Genomic DNA, 19,279 nt, shown 5'->3' on the forward strand with positions numbered 1-19,279 from the left:
CCTGCCCCGTCCCCTCCGCACCGTCCGGTCCGCGGCGCAGCGCAGGGGGACCGGCCGTGGGAGCATGGGAGCGTGCCGAGCAGCGTTCATCCTTCCCCCCTCCGCGCCGGCGGCGACCCCGGAACGGCCCCGGCGGTCACCTCGGTATGGGTGGCCGAGGGCCCGTACTCGCTGGAGTCGTCGCTTTCCGTCCTGCAGCGCGGAACCCACGACCCCTGCACGCGGGTGGGCCGCGGCGAGGCGTGGCTGTGCTTTTCCACTGCGGAGGGGCCGGCGTCGTTGCGGCTGACCCAGTCCTCGGCCAGTCCGGGCACCGCCGAACCGGCGCCCCGCCCCTCCCCCGCAGGCCTCTCCCCCGGACCCCAGGTGCGGATCCGCGCCTGGGGTCCGGGAGCGCGGGCGGCCGTGGCCGGCGTGCCGCGGCTGCTAGGCGCCGGGGACGACTGGTCAGGCTTCGACGAGCCCGCGTTCCGGGCCACGCTTCCGCGGGCCGTGGACGAGGCTCGGCGGCGCAACCCGGGGCTGCGCCTGCCCGCCACCGGCCGCGTCTTCGACGCCCTGGTCCCGGCCATCCTGGAACAGAAGGTCACCGTCATCGAGGCCCGCTACGCCTGGCGCTACCTGGTGCGCCGCTTCGGCTCCCCCGCCCCCGGACCCGTGCCCGAAGGCATGGCGATCGCCCCCGACGCGCACGCGCTGCGCCGCGTCCCCAGCTGGGAATGGCACGCCGCGCGAGTGGACGCCAAACGCTCCACGACGATCCTGCGGGCCGCCGAGGTCGCGGCCGGGCTGGACCGCCTCGGGGCCCAGACGCTCGCGGATGGGGTCTCCGCCAAGCTGCAGACGGTGCCGGGCATCGGTCCGTGGACGGCGGCGGAGGTGCTCCAGCGCACCCATGGGGACCCGGACTCGGTCTCCGTGGGAGACTTCCACCTCGCCGCGTGGGTGGGGTACGCGCTGACCGGACGCAAAACAGACGACGCCGGCATGCTGCGCCTGCTCGAGCCGTGGTCGGGGCACCGGCAGCGCTTTGTGCGGATGCTGGGCCTTACCGGCTTCCGCAAGCCGTCGTTCGGCCCCCGCCTGGCGCCGACCGACCACCGCCGCCGCTGACGATGCCGCGGGCGCGCGGCGTCACGGCCGCGCGCCCGCCCGCGGTGCTACGTTGGGACCCACTTCATACAGGTCCCGACCGCCGGTGCCCGAGCGCACCGGCCCGCCCCGAGGGGAAGAACCACGCCATGTCCCACGAGAACGAGTCCGCCACCGTTCCGTCCGATACAGTCCCGTCCGCTGCGGTCCAGCCCGCCGGGGCCCTGCACCCCGAGGCCGCGGCCGGAATCCCGGGGCCGGCCTCCAACGTGGTGACGCTGCGCTTCCTGGCGGCGCCCATGGACCTGGGGCACAGCGGATCGGTCGACGCCGGCACCATCCTCGAGTGGGTGGACAAGGCGGCCTACGCGGCGGCGGTCGGATGGGCGAAGGCGTACTGCGTGACCGCATACGTGGGCAACATCCACTTCGCCGCCCCGGTGGAGGTCGGAGACATGGTGGAGGTGGAGGCCCGGATCGTCCACACCGGCCGCACCTCCATGCACATCCTGACCACCGTCACCTCGGGCGATCCGCGCACCTTCGGCAGTGTTCCGGCGGTGGCGCGGAGCCAGTGCCTGGTGATCTTCGTGGCCGTGGGCGACGACGGGAAGCCGGTGCCGGTGCCCGAGTTCGTGCCGGCCACGCCGCTGGAGATCCAGCAGCGTGACTACGCCGTGGCCCGGATCAAGGTCCGGGAGGAAATCTCCGAGTCGATGAAACGGGTGGCGTACACCAGCGCCGGGACCTCGGAGTCGGTGGTGCTCCGGTTCATGGCCGCGCCCTCCGACGTGAACTGGGGAGGCAAGGTCCATGGCGGCATCGTCATGGACTGGATCGACGAGGCGGCCTACGTCTGCGCCACGCGCTACTGCGGGCGGGACACCGTGGCGGTGTTCTCCGGCGGCGTGCGCTTCTACCGGCCGCTGCTGATCGGGCACCTGGTCGAGGTCGAGGCCCGGCTGGTCTACACCGGCAACAAGGGCATGCACGTGGCGGTGAACGTGCGCTCCGGGGATCCGAAAACGAAGGAGATGGAGCTGACCACCAACTGCATGACGGTGATGGTCACCCGGGACGAGTCGGGAACGGCCGTTCCGGTCCAGCCCTGGGTGCCGGTCTCCGACGAGGACCGGGCGCTGCATGCCCACGCCCGCGAACTCATCGAGATCCGCGCCAAGGCCCCGGGAAACCGGCTGCCGAACCACCTGCTGGGCACGGACTAGGCAGGGCTCGGGCGCCCCTCCGGTCAGTCCGCACCGAGCGCGGCGGCCTCCGCGGGCACGGTGTGCGGATCTTCCCCGGAGGCCTCGTGCCGGCGCAGCAGCAGCATGCCGGCTGCCACCACGCAACTGGCGGCAGCGATCCAGAACGGCGCGGACACGTTCCCGAACCAGACCGCCACGTGCCCAACGAGGATGGCCGACACGGCGCCTCCGAGCCAGCGCAGGAAGTTGTAGCCGGCGCTGTTGACCGTCCGCGGGGCCGTTCCGGAGCTCATCGCGCTGCCGGTGAACAGGGTGTTCAGCACGCCCGAAACGACGCCGGAGAAGATCACGCCGGCGACGACCACGGCCTTGATGCCGCTGCCCATGGCCAGCAGGATCGCCGCGTAGACGAGCACCGCCGCGGTGGCGCCGCCGCGCTCGCCCAGCCAGCTGGCGACCTTGGGCGCCAGGAAGACACCGGAGAAGGCCACGCACAGGCCCCAGCCGAAGAAGACGAAGCCGATGTAGAAGGCGCCTTCCTCCAGCACGAACGGCGCCCAGGCGATGATGGCGAAGAAGGCCGCGGTGTAGAAGGCCGAACCGATGGAGGTCAGCAGCAGGTTGCGGTTGCGCAGCGCCAGCAGCGGATCCACGAGCCGGACCGGGGTCCGGTGCGACCCGTCGTTGTCCTTGCCCAGCAGGGACCCGCACAGGATGACGCCTACGGCCATCAGGATGGCCGTGCCGGCGAACGGCCCGCGCCAGGAAATGCTGCCCAGCACCGCGCCCAGCAGCGGTCCGACGGCCAGTCCGACGCCGAGCGCCGCTTCGTAGAGCAGGATGGCGCCCTGGTGGCTGCCGGCGGCGGCCCCGACGATCACGGACAACGAGGTGGCGATGAAGAAGGCGTTGCCCAGTCCCCAGAGCGCCCGCAGCCAGATCAGGGTCTGGATGTCACCGGCCAGCGCGCACAGTCCCGCCGCGACCACGATCAGCAGCAGTCCGGTGATCAGGGTGCGCTTGGCGCCGAAGCGGTAGGACATCACTCCGGTGAGCAGCATCGCCACGACCTGCACGCCCAGGTAGGAGCCGAAAAGCATGGTGGTTTGGGAGGGGTCGGCTCCCAAGTCCTCGGTGAGGACATTCAGGATCGGATCCACCAGTCCGATGCCCATGAAGGCGATGACGGCGGCGAAGGCGGTGACCCAGACCGTCTTGGGCTGGCCGCGCAGCGCCTCGGTCAGTTGGGGATGGGAGTGCTGCCCGACTGCAGCTTTGCTCATGGTTGTTGCTCCTTCCAGAGCGGTTCAAAGTTCGGTGTCCGCCGGATCCTTCGGGGCGATGTCCAGGGCAACCAGGTGCGCCATGGCCGGCACGGCTGCCCGCAGAAGGCGGCGCTCCTCGTCGCTGAGCCTGGCCAGCAGTTCGGCGAACCGGGCATTGCGCTCGGCCACCAGTTCGCTGATCTGGGCGCTCCCCCGTGCCGTGATTCCCACCAGCACCGCCCTGCGGTCCTGCGGGTCGGCGATGCGTTCCACCAGTCCGAGCTTGACCAGCCGGGCCACCACGCTGGTGGCGGTGGGCATCCGCACGCCCTCGATGACGGCCAGCTCGCCCATCCGCAGGGCACCCCGGTCCATCAGGGTGGTCAGCACGGATGACTGGGCGGCGCTGATGTCCCAGCCGGGGCTGCGCCGGCGGACCATCTGGTACACGCGGGTCAACAGCGGCCGCAGCTGGCGCGAAAGCTCCAAGGATCCATGTGCACTCATACTTAGACATTCTAACTATTAGTGATTCAAATCAAAAATGCGCCCGAGCCAGCCCCCTGCCCGGAGCCCTTCCGGGTGCGGGAATGAAACCATCCGGGGCGGGGTGGAAGAGGTCGCATCATCCATCGGCGCCCGTTTCGCAGGGCGGCGGGAAATTCGCGGCAGGCCTAGGGCACGTGGCGGCAGGCCACGGCAGGATGCAGCAGGAGCAAGAGGCCGCAGGACGGGACCTGCGGGCTGCCGGCATGGGGTCCTGCGCGGGCGCCTTCGATGGCGGCAATGCGAAGGGGCGGGCCAGAGCCGAAGGGTCCCCGAGCCAAGGGGGCGCTCCGGGGCCGATCAATCGTGGGCCAGGGCCGGCTCGGCGGCCCTGGCGCCGCACGGCGAGCGCGGAGGCAACGGGGATGGCGACCTAGCGGCGCCAAGGGACAGGCGGCACTAGGGGACATGGAGACGCTAAAGGACAGGCGGCCCGAGGAAAGGGCGCTCGCTGAATGCGAGGCTTGGCGGGCACGGCGTGGAGTCCGTGGTCGGAGTGGTCAGGTCTGCCTTGCGGCCAACCACGACAACCGCCAACCGGGACAACCAACAACGAGGACAACCGCCAACCAGGACAACCAACAAAGAGGACAACCGAAGTGGCGAGGCAAAACGGATTGCCGGCCGCGGCGGCCCGTTCCGCCACGCTTCAGGGGCCGCGGCGACCAGTCCGGGCCCCGAGCGCTACTGGGCGGAGGAGCTCTGCTGCTCTGCGATCTGCGCGTGGACCTCTTCCATGTCAATGCCCTTCACGGCCTCGACGAGGTCCTCCAACTGCGAGGCACCCAGCGCGCCCGGCTGGGAGAAGACCAGCACCTTGTCGCGGAAGGCCATGAGCGTCGGGATCGAGGTGATGCCGGCGGCCGCTGCGAGCCCCTGCTCGGCCTCGGTGTCGACCTTGGTGAAGGCAACGTCCGGGAACTTCTCCGAAACCTGCTGGTACACCGGGGCGAACTGGCGGCACGGGCCGCACCAGGCCGCCCAGAAATCCACGAAGACGATGCCGTTCTCCTCGATGGTCTGCGCGAACTGGGCTTCAGTGATGTCAATGGTTGCCATTGCTCCACCGTAGCGGCTGGGTGGGCCGGGTGTCTCCCCTGTGGGCCCTCTGTGGAGGGCCTGACGGTTATCCACAATCGGGCGCCGGCACCTGTCCCCCGCCGCGGTGGCGCCCTAGCGTCGGAAGCCCGACGGGCCGTGACGAAAGGACAAGACCATGCCGCGCAGCACCCTGCTCCTGATCATCGAAGGCCGGCCGCTCCGCGATTCCATCCGCGTGAGCCTTGAGCTGGCGGAGGAATACGAAGGCCTCTATCTGGGGTCGGTGGAGACCCTGAAATCGGAGCCGTTCGCCTTCGGGGAGGCCGCCCGGATCCAGCAGCGGATCAAGCTGCCGCGTGCGCTGGCGGACCCGGGTTCCAGCGCCACCAGTGCCGGGCCGCTCGATGCCATCTGGGCGGCAGGGCTGTGGACCACCCCGGGCACCTGCCCGCCCGCTCCTCCGGATTCGAACGGGGCCACGGGCTGGCAGTGGGCGCACTACAACGCGGTCATGGCCGCGGCCCCGAAGGACCACTTCATCCTGTGGGACCTCTACCTGCGGACCCAGGAGGGCAGGATGGCCGCCTAGGGCCCCGGCCGGCCGCCCGATTCAGTTGCCCAGTCCAGGTGGCCAGTTCAGTCGCCCTTGACGTTGACCAGCTGGCGCAGCCGGTGCCGGACCCGGACCAAGTCGCGGGAATCCTCCATGACCTGGTCGATCGGCTTGTAGGCGGCCGGAATCTCATCGACGAACGCGTCCGTGTCCCGGAACTCGATGCCCCGCATCGCGTCGCGGAGCTGCTCGTGCGTAAACGCCTTCCGGGCAGCGTTGCGCGAGTATTCGCGCCCTGCCCCGTGCGGGGCGGAATTGAGCGACCACTGGTTGCCCAACCCCTCCACCACGTAGGAGGCGGTGCCCATCGAGCCCGGGATCAGCCCGGCCTCGCCGGCCTCGGTGCGGATGGCGCCCTTGCGGGAAACCCATACCGTTTTCCCGAAATGCGTCTCCTGCTGGGTGAAGTTGTGGTGGCAGTTGATTCGCTCGGCTTCCCGCACGGGTCCGCCCACCCATTCCTCGAACTGGCGCACCACGCGGTCCATCATCTCCTCGCGGTTAAGCAGCGCGAAGTGTTGGGCCCAGCGCAGTTCGCGGATGTACGCGTCGAACTCCGCGGTCCCCTCGGTGAGGTACGCCAGGTCAGGGTCGGGCAGGTCGATGCGTTGCTGGCGCGCCAGCAGCCGGGCCTCGGTGATGTGGTGCTGGGCGATCCGATTGCCGATCCCGCGGGATCCCGAATGCAGAAACAGCCAGACCCTGTTCTCCTCGTCCAGGCACACCTCGATGAAATGGTTGCCGGAGCCGAGCGTGCCCAGCTGTCGTTCCCAGGTCGCGGAATAGCGGCCCGGCTCGAAGCCGGCGGCCAGGGCCATCTCGAGCATCTCAAGCACGCGCGGTTCGGCGGTGGCAGCCACCTTGCGGTTGTACCGTCCGGCGGAGAGCGGGATGGCGCGTTCGATGGCTTCGCGCAGGGGCCGGCGGTCGGGGGGAAGGTCGCTTTCCCGGTACTGGGTGAGCACGGCGATCATTCCGCAGCCGATGTCCACGCCGATGGCCGCCGGAATGATGGCCCCAAGCGTGGGGATCACGGACCCGACGGTGGCCCCCAGCCCCAGGTGGGCGTCCGGCATCAGGGCCATGTGCGGGTAGATGAAAGGCAGCGAGGCCGTCCGCAGGGCCTGCCCACGCGTCTCTTCGCTGAGGATCGACGCCCAATTCAGGAGCCGAGGCGTGATGGTTTCCACGCCTCAAGCTAACAGCACGGCGAATCCTCCGCCCACCCGTTCGGGTGATCCATCAACTCCTGTTGACCTGACCCCGCCGCGGGCCCACTGTTGAATCACCGGCCTCGAACGCGGGGCAGCCGATCGTCGTACGCGCTCTTCACAGCGGGTGGTGCCGGCGGATGGGCCACGAGGCGGGGAGCCGCCCAGCTCAGGACGTTCCGGTCAGGACGCTGGGGCCGGCACTCGGGAAGGGAGGCCCGGCGTGGCCAAGAAAGGCAAGAAGGGCAAAAGCAACGGCACGGCGGAAGCCGGTGAACAACAGGCGGACGAACAGGCCGGGACGAAGCTGGGCCGCAAGGAGTATGAGGCGGAGCTCGCCCGGCTGCAGGGCGAACTGGTGGCCCTGCAGGAGTGGGTAAAGTCCACCGGAGCAAAGATCTGCGTCGTGTTCGAGGGCCGCGACACGGCCGGCAAGGGCGGCACGATCAAGCGCCTCGTCGAGCGCGTGAGCCCGCGCGTGTTTCGGGTGGTGGCGCTCCCCACCCCAACCGAGCGGGAGAAGTCCCAGATGTACCTCCAGCGCTACATGGCGCACTTCCCGGCGGCCGGCGAGGTGGTCATCTTCGACCGCAGTTGGTACAACCGCGCAGGCGTCGAGCGCGTGATGGGCTTCTGCACCCCGGACCAGACGGCACAGTTCCTCAGGATGACTCCGCAGGTGGAGAAGGCGATGGTCGACTCCGGCATCATCCTGCTCAAGTACTGGCTCGAGGTCAGCGAGGACGAGCAGACGCGCCGGCTTAAGAGCCGCATCAACGATGCGCGCAAGACGTGGAAGCTGTCGCCGATGGACTTGGATTCCTACAGCCGCTGGTACGACTATTCCCGGGCCAGGGACGCCATGTTCGAGGCGACCGACACCGCGTGGGGCCCGTGGTACGTGGCGAACAGCGACGACAAGAAACGCGGCCGCCTCAACATCATCACCCATCTGCTCAGCCAGATTCCCTATGAGCCGTTTCCCGAACCCGCCGTCAAGCTCCCGAAGCGCCAGAAGGCCGGCGACTACCGCGAGCCGAGGCTGACGGTGCGGCACATCCCGACCCCGTTCTGACAGGCGCTCCCGCGACGAGGAGGAAGTCATGATTGACAATGCCGGAGCCTCCCCCGGGCCGGCCGCCGTGGAGACGGCCTGGTACGCCCTCACACCGGAGGAGGTGGCGGACCGGCTGGGGGTGGACCCGGTCCAGGGGCTGAGCGCGGCCGAGGCGCAGCAGAGGCTGCAGCAGTACGGCCCCAACGCCCTGGCCGCAGCCAAGCAGGCGTCGGTGTGGAAACAGTTCTTCAAGCACTACCGGGACTACATGCAGATCGTGCTCGTGGTCGCCGCCGTGGTCAGCCTGCTGATCCACGAGTACGGGACCGCCGTCGGCCTGGCCCTGCTGACGCTGTTCAACGCGTGGCTGGGGTACCACCAGGAGGGCAAGGCGGAGGCTGCCGCAGCGGCCTTGGGGCAGATGATGAAGTCGGTGGCCAAGGTGCGCCGCGACGGCACTATCGAGGAGATTCCCGCCGACGAACTGGTCCCCGGCGACATCGTGGTGGTCGATGCCGGCGACCGCGTCCCGGCCGACGGGCGGATCATCCAGGCGGCAACCCTCCAGGTGGAGGAGGGAGCCCTGACCGGCGAAAGCGTGGCCGTGGAAAAGGGCACCGAGGCCATCGGCCAGCCCGACGTGCCCATTGGCGACCGGCTCGGCATGGCGTTCATGAACACCAACGTGACCCGAGGCCACGGCGAGATCCTCGTGACCACCACGGGCATGGGGTCCGAGGTCGGCCACATCGCCCACATGCTGGCCGCGCAGAAGGTGGAGAAGACTCCGCTCACCAAGCAGGTGGACCGGCTCACCATTTTCATCATCATCGCGGCACTTTTTGCCTTCGTCGCGATCGTGGTCATGGGGCTGGCGCAGGGCGACTCCTTCACGGTGCTGTTCGGGATCGGCGTGGCCCTGGCCGTCGGCTCCATCCCCGATGCGCTGCCCGCCGTCGTCACCACGATCCTGTCCGTGGGCTCGGTCAACATGGCCAAGAAGAACGCCATCATGAAGGTCCTGCCCGCGGTCGAGACGCTGGGATCCACCTCGGCGATCAACTCGGACAAGACCGGCACCCTGACACTGAACCAGATGACGGTGCGCGAGATCACGACCGTGCGGCACCACTACACCGTCAGCGGCGAAGGCTACAGCTTCAACGGCCAGGTCCAACTGACGTCCGGCGACGAGGAGCGGGACTTGGACTACGTGATGTTCCCGTGCGCGCTGTGCAACGACTCCGACATCCAGGACGGCGCCGTCGTCGGAGACCCCACCGAGGGCGCCCTGTACGTCCTCGCCCAAAAGGGGGGCGTGGACGTGCGGGCGTTCCGCAAGAACAATCCGCGCGTGGCGTCGGTGCCGTTCGACTCCGACTACAAGTTCATGGCCACCTTCCACCTGATGCCCGGCACCGGCGGCCGGCCCGTGATCCGGGCCTACGTGAAGGGCGCACCCGACGTCGTCCTCGGCAGGTCCTCCTCCGCCAGGATGCAGGGCGGCCGCGCCGAGTCCCTCACCGAGGAGATGCGCGCGAAGGTGCTCGCCGAGAACGAGCGCATCGCCACCCAGGGCATGCGCGTGCTCGCCCTGGCCCAGCGCGAGTTCGACCCGGCGACGTTCGACCCGGCGGGCGACCTGATGGGGCTCATGCAGGACCTGGAGATCTCGGCGCTGATCGGCGAGGTGGACCCGCCGCGCGCCGAAGCGGTGGCCGCCATCGCGCAGGCGAAACGGGCCGGCATCCGGGTCCGGATGATCACCGGCGACCATGCGGCCACGGCGGCCGCGATCGCCGACGAGCTGGGCATCGAGGGCAGGGCGGTTACCGGTGCCGAGTTCGCCGCGATGAGCGACGCCGAGGCCGACGACCAGGTGGACGGGATCGGCGTGATCGCCCGGGTGGCCCCCGAACACAAGGTCAGGCTGGTCGAGGTCCTCAAGCGCAAGGGGAACGTCGTCGCCATGACGGGCGACGGGGTCAACGACGCGCCGGCCATCGCCGCCGCGGACATCGGGATCGCCATGGGCATCACGGGCACCGACGTCGCCAAGGGGGCGGCCAAGATGATCCTGGCCGACGACAACTTCGCCACGATCGTGAGCGCGGTCGAACAGGGCCGGCTGGTGTACGACAACCTGCAGAAGTTCCTGCGGATCCAGATCGCCAACCTGTACATGTTCATCCTGGCGTTCCTCGGGTCGTCGGCTTTTGCGATCGCCGGCACGGCGCTGCTCAGCCCGGCCCAGGTGTTGTGGATCCACATGGCGATCGTCGCGCCGATCGGTGCGGTGATGGGCCTGGACCTCGCGACGCCGGGCATCATGGACCGCAGGCCCCGGCCCTTCAACCAGCCCCTGATCGTCCGGTCGATGATGGTGCGCCTGTTGGTCACCGGCCTGTACATGGCGGCCGCGACGCTGCTCCTGGTGCAGATCGGCAAGACCAGCTATGGCGGGCTCGAGGTCGGACAGAGCATGGCCGTGGTGGGCCTGGGGCTGATGAACATCTTCGTTGCGCTCAACCTGCGCTACCCCACGGAAAGCGCCTTCGGGCCCTCCACGCTCTCCAACCCGAAGCTGCTCTGGGCGTTCGCCTGGGCCGTCATCGGCTCGATGCTGATCACCCAGATGCGGGTGATGCAGGACCTGTTCGGCACCGTGCCGCTCACCGGCCACCAGTGGCTGATCTGCCTGGTTCCGGGCGTGGTGCTGCTGCTCCTGGGCGAACTGGGCAAGCTGATCTTCAGGGCCGGCCGCCGGCCGGGCCGCACCGGCGGGTGACCGGATGGGACGTTCCCGGCACAGCCCACGGAGGCGGAACCGGGGAAAGCCGAAGGGCCTGTTCCCAGCTGATGCTGGGAACAGGCCCTTCGACTGTTCGGTGGCAGATGAGGGATTCGAACCCCCGTAGGCATTGCCAGCTGATTTACAGTCAGCCCCCTTTGGCCGCTCGGGTAATCTGCCGAACGTTCCTTGTGGAACGAGTAGATACTCTACCCAACATTTCGCAGAATTCCGAATCGAGGGTTGCCAGCCCCTTTTTCCCGCGGAAATCCGCGGCTCCGGTACGCTTGGGGAAAAGCAAAAACCTACCCCGGGAGGACCCTCATGGCGAGCGATTCCACGTTCGACGTCGTCAGCAAGGTGGACAAGCAGGAAGTGGCCAACGCGCTGAACCAGGCCCAGAAGGAAATCGCCCAGCGCTACGACTTCAAGGGCGTTGGCGCCGAGGTCGATTTCAGCGGCGAGAAGATCCTGATGAAGGCCAACTCCGAGGAGCGCGTCAAGGCCGTCCTCGACGTCTTGCAGACCAAGCTGGTCAAGCGCAACATCAGCCTCAAGTCCCTGGACGCGGGCGAACCGTTCGCCTCCGGCAAGGAGTACCGCATCGAAGCTTCCATCAAGGAAGGCATTGCGCAGGACCTCGCCAAGAAGATCAACAAGCTGATCCGCGACGAGGCCCCGAAGTCGGTCAAGTCCCAGATCCAGGGCGACGAACTCCGCGTCTCCTCCAAGTCCCGCGACGACCTGCAGGCCACCATGGCCCTGCTGCGCGACTTCGAGGAAGCCGACCTGCAGTTCGTGAACTACCGCTAGCGACTACCGGCCTCCCTTCGCCAAAGCACAGGACCTCCGTTCCCCTTCGGGAGCGGAGGTCCTGTGCTTTGGCGGGTTCCGGGTGCGCGCTACTTGACCGTGATGGTCGTGCTGGCCCAGTCGGAGGCGGCGGTGTTGGCGGTTCCGAGGTACTTCGCGGACACCTTCGCGGACCTGGTGAACTTCTTGTTCACCAGGACCTTCACCTGGCCCTTGTCCGAGGACTTCAGGGTGACGGTCTTGGACCAGCCGGAGGCCTTCACCGTGACCTTGCCGGTCGGGTAGGAGCCGTTCTGCAGCTTGCCGAGGGTAACGGTGACGGTGGGCTTGGCGTTCTTCCGCACCGATTTGCCGGCGACCTTGGCCTTCGAGGCCAGCTTGGCCTTGGCGACCGTGAGCGTGGTGGCCGCGGAGGCCTTGCCGGCGGCGACGTTGGCGGTGCCGAGGAACGTGGCGGTGACCTTGTGGGTGCCGGCGGCCAGCGTCTTCGGCAGGGCCAGCGTGGCGGTGCCGTTAGAGGCGACCTTGGCGGTGCCCAGCGAGGCCTTGCCGTCGAAGAACTCGACCGTGCCGGAGGTGGCCCCGGTGACCGTGGCCGTCGCCTTGACCGCCGTGGTGCCGTAGACCGTGGACGTGGCGCCGAGGACCGGGGCGGCCACGGAGCTGGGGGATTTGGCAACCGTCAGGGTCTGCTCCGCCACGACGCGGGAGCTGGCCTTGAGGCGGTCGGTGCCCGTGAACTTGGCGTAGATGGTGTGCTCGCCCGCGGCGAGGGTCTTCGGCAGTTCCAGCGAGGCCTGGCCCTCGGCGGAGACCGCGGCGGTGCCCAGCGAGGCGTTGCCGGCGAAGAACTCGACGCTGCCGGTGGTGGCGTTGAAGACCTCGATGCCGGCCGTGACGCCGCCTTGGCCGTGGACCGTGGAGGTTGCGCTCAGGACCAGGTCGCCCAGCGACGTCTTGGCCTTGGCGACCTCCACCTCACGGTTCCCGGTGGCGGCCTTGAACGCGGCGGTTGCGGGGGTGAAGGAGGCCTCGACGGCCGCCTTGCCGGCGGCCTCGCCGACGGTCGTGGAGCATTCGACGGCGCCGGTGCCGGCGACCGCGAGGTCCTGGCAGCCGTCGATCGCGTGGCCGTTCGCGGTGAAGTCCACGGTGCCGGCCAAGGTGCCGTTGGCGGAGGCGACCCGGGCGGTGACGGTGGCCTTGTAGGTGGCGCCGTCGCCGTAGGTCGCCGCGGCGGGGCCGTCGACGGTCACCGAGGTGTTCAGCGCGCCGAGCAGGAACACGGAGGCCTTGTTGCCGGCCCCGGAGACGACGTCGGCGGTGCCGTTGCCGTCGAGGTCGCCGGCGTTGCCGACGGAGTTGCCGAGGCCGGTGCCCAGCTTCAGGCCCTGCGCCGGGGTCAGGTCGGCCAGGTTGACGGTCTTCTTCTGGGTCGGGTCGCCGTAGACGAGCCAGACGGACCTGTTCTGCCCGCCGAGCACCAGGTCGGGGATGCCGTCGCCGTTCACGTCGGGCAGCGCGGCCGCGGAGTAGCCGATCTTGCCGCCGTCGACGTCGCCGTTGACCCAGTAGCCGCGGGAGTCCTTGTGGCTTTCCTCGCAAGTGGCGTCGAGCGCGCCGTCGGCGCAGGCGTAGACGCTGTAGCCGCGGGAGTCGGGGGCGGTGAAGACGGTGGCACTGGAGGCGGAGCCGTGGACGACGGCGGCACCGCCGTTGCGTACCCCGGTGGTAACGTTCGTGACGCCGTCGGCGCCGACCAGGAGGTCGGCCCGCCCGTCGCCGTTCACGTCGCCGGCGGCGGCGAGGGACATGCCGAGGCGGTCGCGCTGGCGGGCGGGTCCGTAGACGGCGAAGCCCTGCGCGCCCAAGGTGGCCAGGTCCACGCTTCCGGCGTCCTTCGCGCCGAAGACGACGTACGCCGCACCCGGCACGGACACCCCGGTACCCCACGGGGTCGCGGTGTAGCTGGAAGCCGCGAAGTCGTCGATGCCGTCGCCGTTCACGTCGCCGACCGCCTGCACGGTGCCGAGGCGCTCGTCGGCCTGCGAACCGTCGATGGTGCGGATGGCACGGGCCTCGCGCTGTGCCTCGTCGGCCAGGTCGATGTTGCGGACCGAGGTGCTGCCCGCAACGACCCAGACGCGGCCGCTGTTGGTGCGGTCGTTGTTGTCCGCCAACTGGTCGACGATGCCGATGTCGGCCAGCCCGTCGCCGTTCACGTCCCCGACCGCGCCGACGGAGATGCCGAAGTTGTCGGTGGACTTGTCCGCAACGGTCTTGTCGTTGGCGGCGGAGTCCTCGATGACGAAGCCGCGGGTGCCCAGGAAGTCCAGGTCGATCGAGCCCAGGTCCTTCGAGCCCAGGATGACATGGACCTTGTGGTAGGTGCGGCTGCCCGTGCCGAGCACGAAGTCGTCGATCGAGTCCCCGTTGACGTCGCCGAGGCAGGAAACCGACCAGCCGACCCAGGCGCCGGCGGCAACCGTCTCCGACGGGCCGTCGATGCGCATCGTGTTGGAGCCGGGGAAATCCTCGACGGCTCCGCCCAGGGTGGTTTCCGATCCCAGCAGCACGTACCCCGCGCCGGTGTTCGTGTAGCCCGGCCGGTCCCAGCCCCAGTCGCCGATGATCGTGTCGGGGCGGCCGTCGCCGTTGACGTCGCAGCTGGTGCGGCTGGCGGCGGTGCCGAACGTGCCGCCGGCCTCGCCGGCGTAAGCCAGTTCGGTCACCGGCAGCGGATCGGGCTGGTCGGCGACGGCCGGCACTGCGCCCAGGGCGCCCAAGGTCAGGGCCGTGGCGGTCACCGCGGCAAAACGCCGGCCCCAGCGGTGGGGCGTCGTGGTGTGTTCCATGGAGTTCTCTTTCAAAAGGGTGCGGGGGTGTTTCAGTTGGGTGCGTGGACGCCGTTGCCGGTGCCGTACTCGACGATGCCGGAGCGCCACTGCGCCAGCGTGGTGTCGGCGGTGGCGCTTCCGGCGACCAGGTGCTGCTTGATGGCGCCTTCAAACGTTGCGTCCGAGGCGTTGCCGCCGTAGGGGTCCGTGTAGACGGAAGAAAGGGTGGCGGCTGCGGTGACCCGGTTCTGGTTCAGGTAGAAGTCTCGGGTGGCGCCGTTGAAGGGCGAGCGCGGATCGCGGTAGTCGTACGGCTCGGCCGATCCGACCTTGCCCCAGAGATCCGATTTCACGGCCTTGTCACCCCAGGCGAGGTCGAGCGGGCGGGAGACGCCGTTGGTGGTCGCGGTGCCGTTGGCCGGGTCGTAGTAGCGGCTTGGGTTGCGCAGGCCGAACCAGGGGTCGAACTCGGCCAGCACCGTACCGTCGGCCGTCGTCAGCTTGTTGTCGCCTTCCCACACCTCGTAGAGATCCCACTGCGTCAGGACACCGTCGGTCGCGGCGGCCTTGAGGCAGTCCGCGTCCGGGATGCGGCGGGCACCGCCGTCGCCGGCGGGCAGCGTGCTGCCGACCGTCGAAACGATCGTCTTGGCTCCGCAGTTCTGGAAGAACTCGTTGGCGTTGCCGAAACGGCTCAGCATGGTGGTGATGATCTCGGTGCCGTCGGAGCACTTGGAGGCGTAGATCAGCTCATGCGCGTTGTTGGACGTCGCGTCGGGCGACCAGCTGCCCTGGTGCTGCTTGATCAGGTAGTCGCAGGTGACGGTGCTCGTGTTGCCGGCCGCATCGGTGGTGGTGACCCACTCGCGGTCCGCGTCGATGAGCTTGACGTTGTTGGCGACGAACACCTTGTGGCCGCCGTTGTCCTCGTGGCGCATGGACATGCCGGAGTGGTGGTGGGCGTAGGTGTTCAGTTCCTCGCTGGCGTAGCCGAAGGGCAGGCCCTTGTTGGTGCTGCCTTCCGGGGCCAGGTAGTTGACCACCCAGTCGTAGATCTCCGAGGTGGCCGGGTCGGCCCCGTGCTCGTGGCCGAAGCTGCAGAGCTGGCCGGTGGCCGGGTCGACCACCTGGGCCGGGTGCCAGGTCGGGTAGATCTTGCCGTCCGGGCCGGTGGCGTTGTAGCTGGCGTGCAGCTCGGCGGGGCAGGTGTCGTACTCGGTCGGGACCCAGTTGCGCTCGGTATAGGCGACGGAGTAGACCGGCGCCTCGGGCTCGGTTCCGCCGTGTCCGTGGTCGCCGCCGCCCGGGGTTTCCGTGCCGGGCGTCTCGGTGCCCGGGGTCCCGGCGCCGGGGGTTTCGGTGGCGGGGGCCTGCGCCAGCTGGGCCGTGATGGTCCGGGTGTAGGCGAGCTTTTCCGGGGCGGTTTCGGCGACCTTGAGCGTGTGCCCGGAGGCGGTGGCGCTCAGCTTGGCCTTTTGCGCCGCGCTCAGGGCGAGCGTCACCCGCTGCGCGCCGCCGGTGCGGATGGAGTAGGACACCTTGGCCATCGCCTTGCCCGCGATGGTCGGGGTGACGGATCCCTTGCAGGTGGCCGTGCCGGTGCACTTGAGGGTCAGGACGGCCTTGCCGTCGGTGCCGAACACCAGCGTGCCGGAGGCCAGCGCCAGCTTGGCGGTGGCGGGCTTGACGGTGACCGGCTTGGTGGCCGAGGTCTTGGTGGGCTCCTTCTGGGAGATGACGACGGCGGACTTCAGCTGGCCCTTGGACTTCAGCTTCTTGTACTGCGCCGTACTCAGGGTCAGGGTGAGCGTCTTGCTCTTGCCCGCCGAAATGGAGTAGCTCTTCGCGGAGGTGGTCAGCGCACTGGACTTCAGGCGCACGGTGCCGCCGCAGGCGCGGCTGCCCGCGCACTTGAGGGTCACCCTGACGCCGCGGTCGTCTCCGACGGTGGCCTCGAGGGCGGTGACGCGGGTGGCGGGCGTTGCTGCCTGGGCGGGCAGGGCGGCTCCGGCAAGGGCCAGTGCGGCGATGGTCATGGTCCCGGCCCAGCGGAGCAGGCGGGAGTAAGGGTTGGAACGAGGGGGCACGGTGGGGCTCTCTCTGGAAGGACGTGCGAGGGGGATGCGAGGCCCGAAATTAACTCACCCGGACTTTGCGTAATCACCCTAGGTTAGGTAAGCCTATTCAACCAAAATGCGCGTTCCACGGAACGGCAAGCGGCGCGCAATTCTCGACAATCACTAGTCAAAACGCCTTTAGCGCATGCAAAAGGCCCCGGCGCGCAGCACCGGGGCCTTTTCGCAGGGCGGAAAGAGGGTCAGACCTCGAAGAGCGTCTGGCCGATGTATCCGCCCGGCTGCACACCCGGGGGCACGGCGAACAGGCCCGAGCCGGTGTGCCGCAGGTACTCGGAGAGGGCGTCGTGCTTGGCCATCGCCGTCTGCATCGGCACGTAGTGCGTGCGCGCATCCACCACAAAAGCGATGAAGAACAGGCCCGCATCAAGCCGGCCCAGCCCGTCGGAACCGTCGGTGTAGTTGAACCCGCGGCGCAGCATCCGCACGCCGTTGTTGTTGGACGGGTGGGCCACCGCCACGTGCGAGTCGGCCGGGACCAGCGGACCGCCGCGCCCCTGCAGGGCAAAGTCGGGTTCGGTGAATTCCTCGCCGCCGGACAGGGGTGCGCCCGTCCTCTTGGTGCGGCCGATGAAGGCCTCCTGTTCGCGCAGTGGGGACCGGTCCCAGGTCTCGATGTGCATGCGGATGCGCCGCGCGACCAGGTAGGTGCCCCCGTTCATCCACGCCCCGGCCCCGGCCGCCCCGGACACCCACACGTGCCCGGCCAGGTCGTCCGCGTCCTGGCTTTTGATGTTGGCCGTGCCGTCCTTGAACCCGAAGAGGTTGCGCGGGGTTGCCTGCGCGGCGGAGGTGGAGGAGGTCCGGCCGAAACCGATCTGGGACCAGCGCACGCGGGCGCGCCCAAAGGCAATGCGGGCAAGGTTGCGCACGGCGTGGACGGCGACCTGCGGATCGTCGGCGCACGCCTGGACCACCAAGTCTCCCCCGCTGCGGGCCTCCTCCAGCGCATCCCCGGGGAAGTGCGGCAGCTCGATCAGCGCCTCCGGAAGCCTGCCCTCGAGGCCGAAGCGCGCCCCGCCGTCGTCCTGAAACAGCGTGCGCCCGAAACCAACAGTGACGGTCAGGTGGCTGGCGGTGAGGTCGGAGGCCTCGCCGGTGTCCTCCGGCGGGGCGTCGTAGTCCCCGGAGGTCGCACCGCCTTCGCCGATCTCCTGCCCCTGGACCATCGCCTCGATGGCGGCGGTCCATTCCTGCAGCAGGGCCACCAGCTCGTCCCGGTCCTGCGTGGTCACGTCGAAGGCCGCGATGTGCATCCGGTCCTGCGCATCGGTGGTGATGCCGGCCTGGTGCTCCCCGTGGAACGGGACGACGCCGGCGACCGGCGCGGGCTCCCGCGCCGAGCCGTAGGCCGCATGGACCACGGCTCCCGCCGCGAGGCCCACCCCGCCGGCGCCGGCCGCCGCGAACAGCGACCGGCGCGAAAGGCCCTTCCCCTTCCGGCGTCGGGGCTCTTCCTGCTGGGCGCCGGCAGGCAGCGGCCGGCCTCCGTGGGTGCTCATTTGAACTATTTTACGACCGCTGCGGTGAGCTTGGAGAGCGGCTCGGAGAGGGCGTCGACCGCCGCGCTGAGCTCCTGGATCTGCTCCTGGGTCAGCTCGTCGTAGTACTTGAAGCCGTCCCCGACGCGGTACTGGTCCAGCAGCGCCTGCAGGTCGGCGAAGTTCTTCTCCAGGGACGCGTCCAGCTCGTCCTCGACGCCGACCAGCAGCGGACGCAGGTCCTCGTACGCGATCCGGGCGCCCTCGACGTTGGCCTGGAAGTCCCACAGGTCGGTGTGGGACCAGATCTCCTCCTCGCCGGTGACCTTGCCGGTGGCGACCTCGTCCAGCAGCTCCTTGGCGCCGTTGGCGAGCTTGTCCGGGGTGAAGGTCAGGTCCTGGGTGCGGTCGTAGAGCTCCTTGGTGTCGGCGACCATCCGGTCGGCGATCTCCTGGCGCTCGGCGTCGGTCATCGGCGTGTAGCCGGACTCCGGCTGCCACAGGTCCTTCTCGGCCCGGTGCCAGCCGGTCCACTCCTGCCCCTCCTCGAGGTCGGCCTCGCGGGCGTCCAGGATCGGGTCCAGGTCGCCGAAGGACTCGGCGACCGGCTCGATGCGCTCCCAGTGCATGCGGGTGCCGGCGTAGAGCTCGCGGGCCTTGTCCTCGTCGCCGGCGGCGAACGCGGCGGCGAATTCCTCGGTGCCGCGCACCAGGCGCTCGGCCTGGTCCTTGACGTAGGCGGCGTACAGCTTGGTGGCGTTGGCCTGAAGCTCGGCGCGGTCCGCTGAGACCTCTTGGCCATCCGGGGCGGCGGTGACGGTGAAGGCGGCCTGGATGCCGTCGCCGACCATGCCCGGCTTGCACGCGGTGAAGTACTTGCCCTCGGGCGCGATGACCACCAGGTCGCGGGAGAGGCCCGGGCCGATGTTCTCCACTTCGCCGACGATGCGCAGTCCGTCCTCGGCGAGCAGGTAGAACTCGGTGACCTCCGAGCCGTCGTTCTTGACGTTGAACTTCAGCGTGCCCCCGGGGGTGCTGGTGGTGGAGACGGTGCAGGCGTCGGAGGTGCTGACGACGTCGATGGCACCGTCGCCGGAGGCCGCGGTGGTGTTGTCGGTGCAGCCGGTCAAGGCGACGGAGGCCGCGGCCAGGACGGCTGCGGGCGCAAGGAGGCGTGCTTTCACGGGGT

14 protein-coding genes and 1 tRNA gene are annotated in these 19,279 nt (G+C 69.3%); 6 read left to right on the forward strand and 9 right to left on the reverse strand.

Going from position 1 to position 19,279, the window contains the following annotated elements; genetic code table 11:
- Positions 1–72 precede the first annotated feature (72 nt).
- Both ABD912_RS05225 and ABD912_RS05230 read left to right on the forward strand, forming a co-directional pair.
- A complete protein-coding gene (locus ABD912_RS05225) occupies positions 73–1,113 on the forward strand; it encodes a DNA-3-methyladenine glycosylase family protein (protein WP_345148989.1) in 1,041 nt (346 codons plus the stop codon).
- Positions 1,114–1,391: 278 nt separating this feature from the next.
- A complete protein-coding gene (locus tag ABD912_RS05230) occupies positions 1,392–2,318 on the forward strand; it encodes an acyl-CoA thioesterase (RefSeq protein ID WP_425548029.1) in 927 nt (308 codons plus the stop codon).
- A gap of 23 nt (positions 2,319–2,341) precedes the next feature.
- On the opposite strand, the gene ABD912_RS05235 is transcribed toward ABD912_RS05230, so the two are convergent.
- The 3 genes from ABD912_RS05235 to ABD912_RS05245 form a co-directional block, all read right to left on the reverse strand.
- A complete protein-coding gene (locus ABD912_RS05235) occupies positions 2,342–3,583 on the reverse strand; it encodes an MFS transporter (RefSeq protein ID WP_345148990.1) in 1,242 nt (413 codons plus the stop codon).
- A gap of 24 nt (positions 3,584–3,607) precedes the next feature.
- Positions 3,608–4,072 carry a MarR family winged helix-turn-helix transcriptional regulator gene (locus ABD912_RS05240; RefSeq protein WP_345148992.1) on the reverse strand — a complete coding sequence of 155 codons (465 nt, stop codon included), beginning with the start codon at positions 4,070–4,072 and terminating at the stop codon, positions 3,608–3,610.
- Positions 4,073–4,795: 723 nt separating this feature from the next.
- On the reverse strand, positions 4,796–5,170 hold the full coding sequence (locus ABD912_RS05245) for a thioredoxin family protein (RefSeq protein ID WP_345148994.1): 375 nt from the start codon (positions 5,168–5,170) through the stop codon (positions 4,796–4,798).
- Positions 5,171–5,327: 157 nt separating this feature from the next.
- Between ABD912_RS05245 and ABD912_RS05250 the strand changes: the two genes are divergently transcribed.
- Positions 5,328–5,741: a hypothetical protein gene (locus ABD912_RS05250; protein ID WP_345148995.1), complete on the forward strand. Its 414-nt coding sequence runs from the start codon at positions 5,328–5,330 to the stop codon at positions 5,739–5,741.
- 47 nt (positions 5,742–5,788) lie between these two features.
- Here ABD912_RS05250 and ABD912_RS05255 read toward each other — a convergent pair whose 3' ends face one another.
- Positions 5,789–6,955: an RtcB family protein gene (locus ABD912_RS05255; RefSeq protein WP_345148997.1), complete on the reverse strand. Its 1,167-nt coding sequence runs from the start codon at positions 6,953–6,955 to the stop codon at positions 5,789–5,791.
- Between the two features lie 244 nt (positions 6,956–7,199).
- On the opposite strand from ABD912_RS05255, the gene ppk2 reads away from it, so the two are divergent.
- Both ppk2 and ABD912_RS05265 read left to right on the forward strand, forming a co-directional pair.
- Positions 7,200–8,051, forward strand: a complete 852-nt coding sequence (ppk2, locus tag ABD912_RS05260; RefSeq protein WP_345148998.1) for a polyphosphate kinase 2 — start codon at positions 7,200–7,202, stop codon at positions 8,049–8,051.
- A 28-nt stretch (positions 8,052–8,079) separates the two neighbouring features.
- Positions 8,080–10,821 (forward strand): cation-translocating P-type ATPase, encoded by a 2,742-nt coding sequence (locus tag ABD912_RS05265; RefSeq protein WP_345148999.1) that lies wholly within the window; start codon positions 8,080–8,082, stop codon positions 10,819–10,821.
- Positions 10,822–10,922: 101 nt separating this feature from the next.
- Here the strand turns inward: ABD912_RS05265 and ABD912_RS05270 are convergent.
- Positions 10,923–11,004: transfer RNA gene (locus ABD912_RS05270), tRNA-Tyr, on the reverse strand.
- Between the two features lie 144 nt (positions 11,005–11,148).
- Between ABD912_RS05270 and ABD912_RS05275 the strand changes: the two genes are divergently transcribed.
- Positions 11,149–11,637 (forward strand): YajQ family cyclic di-GMP-binding protein, encoded by a 489-nt coding sequence (locus tag ABD912_RS05275; RefSeq protein WP_345149000.1) that lies wholly within the window; start codon positions 11,149–11,151, stop codon positions 11,635–11,637.
- A gap of 89 nt (positions 11,638–11,726) precedes the next feature.
- Here ABD912_RS05275 and ABD912_RS05280 read toward each other — a convergent pair whose 3' ends face one another.
- From ABD912_RS05280 to efeO, 4 genes are all read right to left on the reverse strand, one after another.
- Positions 11,727–14,492 carry an Ig-like domain repeat protein gene (locus ABD912_RS05280; protein ID WP_345149002.1) on the reverse strand — a complete coding sequence of 922 codons (2,766 nt, stop codon included), beginning with the start codon at positions 14,490–14,492 and terminating at the stop codon, positions 11,727–11,729.
- A 32-nt stretch (positions 14,493–14,524) separates the two neighbouring features.
- The gene (locus ABD912_RS05285; protein WP_345149004.1) at positions 14,525–16,510 is read right to left on the reverse strand and encodes a hypothetical protein; all 1,986 of its coding nucleotides are present in this window, start codon (positions 16,508–16,510) and stop codon (positions 14,525–14,527) included.
- Between the two features lie 281 nt (positions 16,511–16,791).
- The gene (efeB, locus tag ABD912_RS05290; RefSeq protein ID WP_345149006.1) at positions 16,792–18,111 is read right to left on the reverse strand and encodes an iron uptake transporter deferrochelatase/peroxidase subunit; all 1,320 of its coding nucleotides are present in this window, start codon (positions 18,109–18,111) and stop codon (positions 16,792–16,794) included.
- A 5-nt stretch (positions 18,112–18,116) separates the two neighbouring features.
- Entirely contained in the window at positions 18,117–19,274 is a 1,158-nt protein-coding gene (efeO, locus tag ABD912_RS05295; protein WP_345149008.1) for an iron uptake system protein EfeO, read from the reverse strand.
- Positions 19,275–19,279: the final 5 nt, after the last annotated feature.

It is taken from the genome of Arthrobacter ginkgonis (assembly GCF_039540195.1).
Classification (GTDB): domain Bacteria; phylum Actinomycetota; class Actinomycetes; order Actinomycetales; family Micrococcaceae; genus Zafaria; species Zafaria ginkgonis.

What these genes read in the sequence shown, in the direction of transcription:
- ABD912_RS05230 (WP_425548029.1), top strand. Translation starts at nt 1,392, where the DNA reads ATGGACCTGGGGCACAGCGGATCGGTCGACGCCGGCACCATCCTCGAG.
- ABD912_RS05235 (WP_345148990.1), bottom strand. Translation starts at nt 3,583, where the DNA reads ATGAGCAAAGCTGCAGTCGGGCAGCACTCCCATCCCCAACTGACCGAG.
- ABD912_RS05240 (WP_345148992.1), bottom strand. Translation starts at nt 4,072, where the DNA reads ATGAGTGCACATGGATCCTTGGAGCTTTCGCGCCAGCTGCGGCCGCTG.
- ABD912_RS05245 (WP_345148994.1), bottom strand. Translation starts at nt 5,170, where the DNA reads ATGGCAACCATTGACATCACTGAAGCCCAGTTCGCGCAGACCATCGAG.
- ABD912_RS05250 (WP_345148995.1), top strand. Translation starts at nt 5,328, where the DNA reads ATGCCGCGCAGCACCCTGCTCCTGATCATCGAAGGCCGGCCGCTCCGC.
- ABD912_RS05265 (WP_345148999.1), top strand. Translation starts at nt 8,080, where the DNA reads ATGATTGACAATGCCGGAGCCTCCCCCGGGCCGGCCGCCGTGGAGACG.
- ABD912_RS05275 (WP_345149000.1), top strand. Translation starts at nt 11,149, where the DNA reads ATGGCGAGCGATTCCACGTTCGACGTCGTCAGCAAGGTGGACAAGCAG.
- ABD912_RS05280 (WP_345149002.1), bottom strand. Translation starts at nt 14,492, where the DNA reads ATGGAACACACCACGACGCCCCACCGCTGGGGCCGGCGTTTTGCCGCG.
- ABD912_RS05285 (WP_345149004.1), bottom strand. Translation starts at nt 16,510, where the DNA reads ATGACCATCGCCGCACTGGCCCTTGCCGGAGCCGCCCTGCCCGCCCAG.
- efeB (WP_345149006.1), bottom strand. Translation starts at nt 18,111, where the DNA reads ATGAGCACCCACGGAGGCCGGCCGCTGCCTGCCGGCGCCCAGCAGGAA.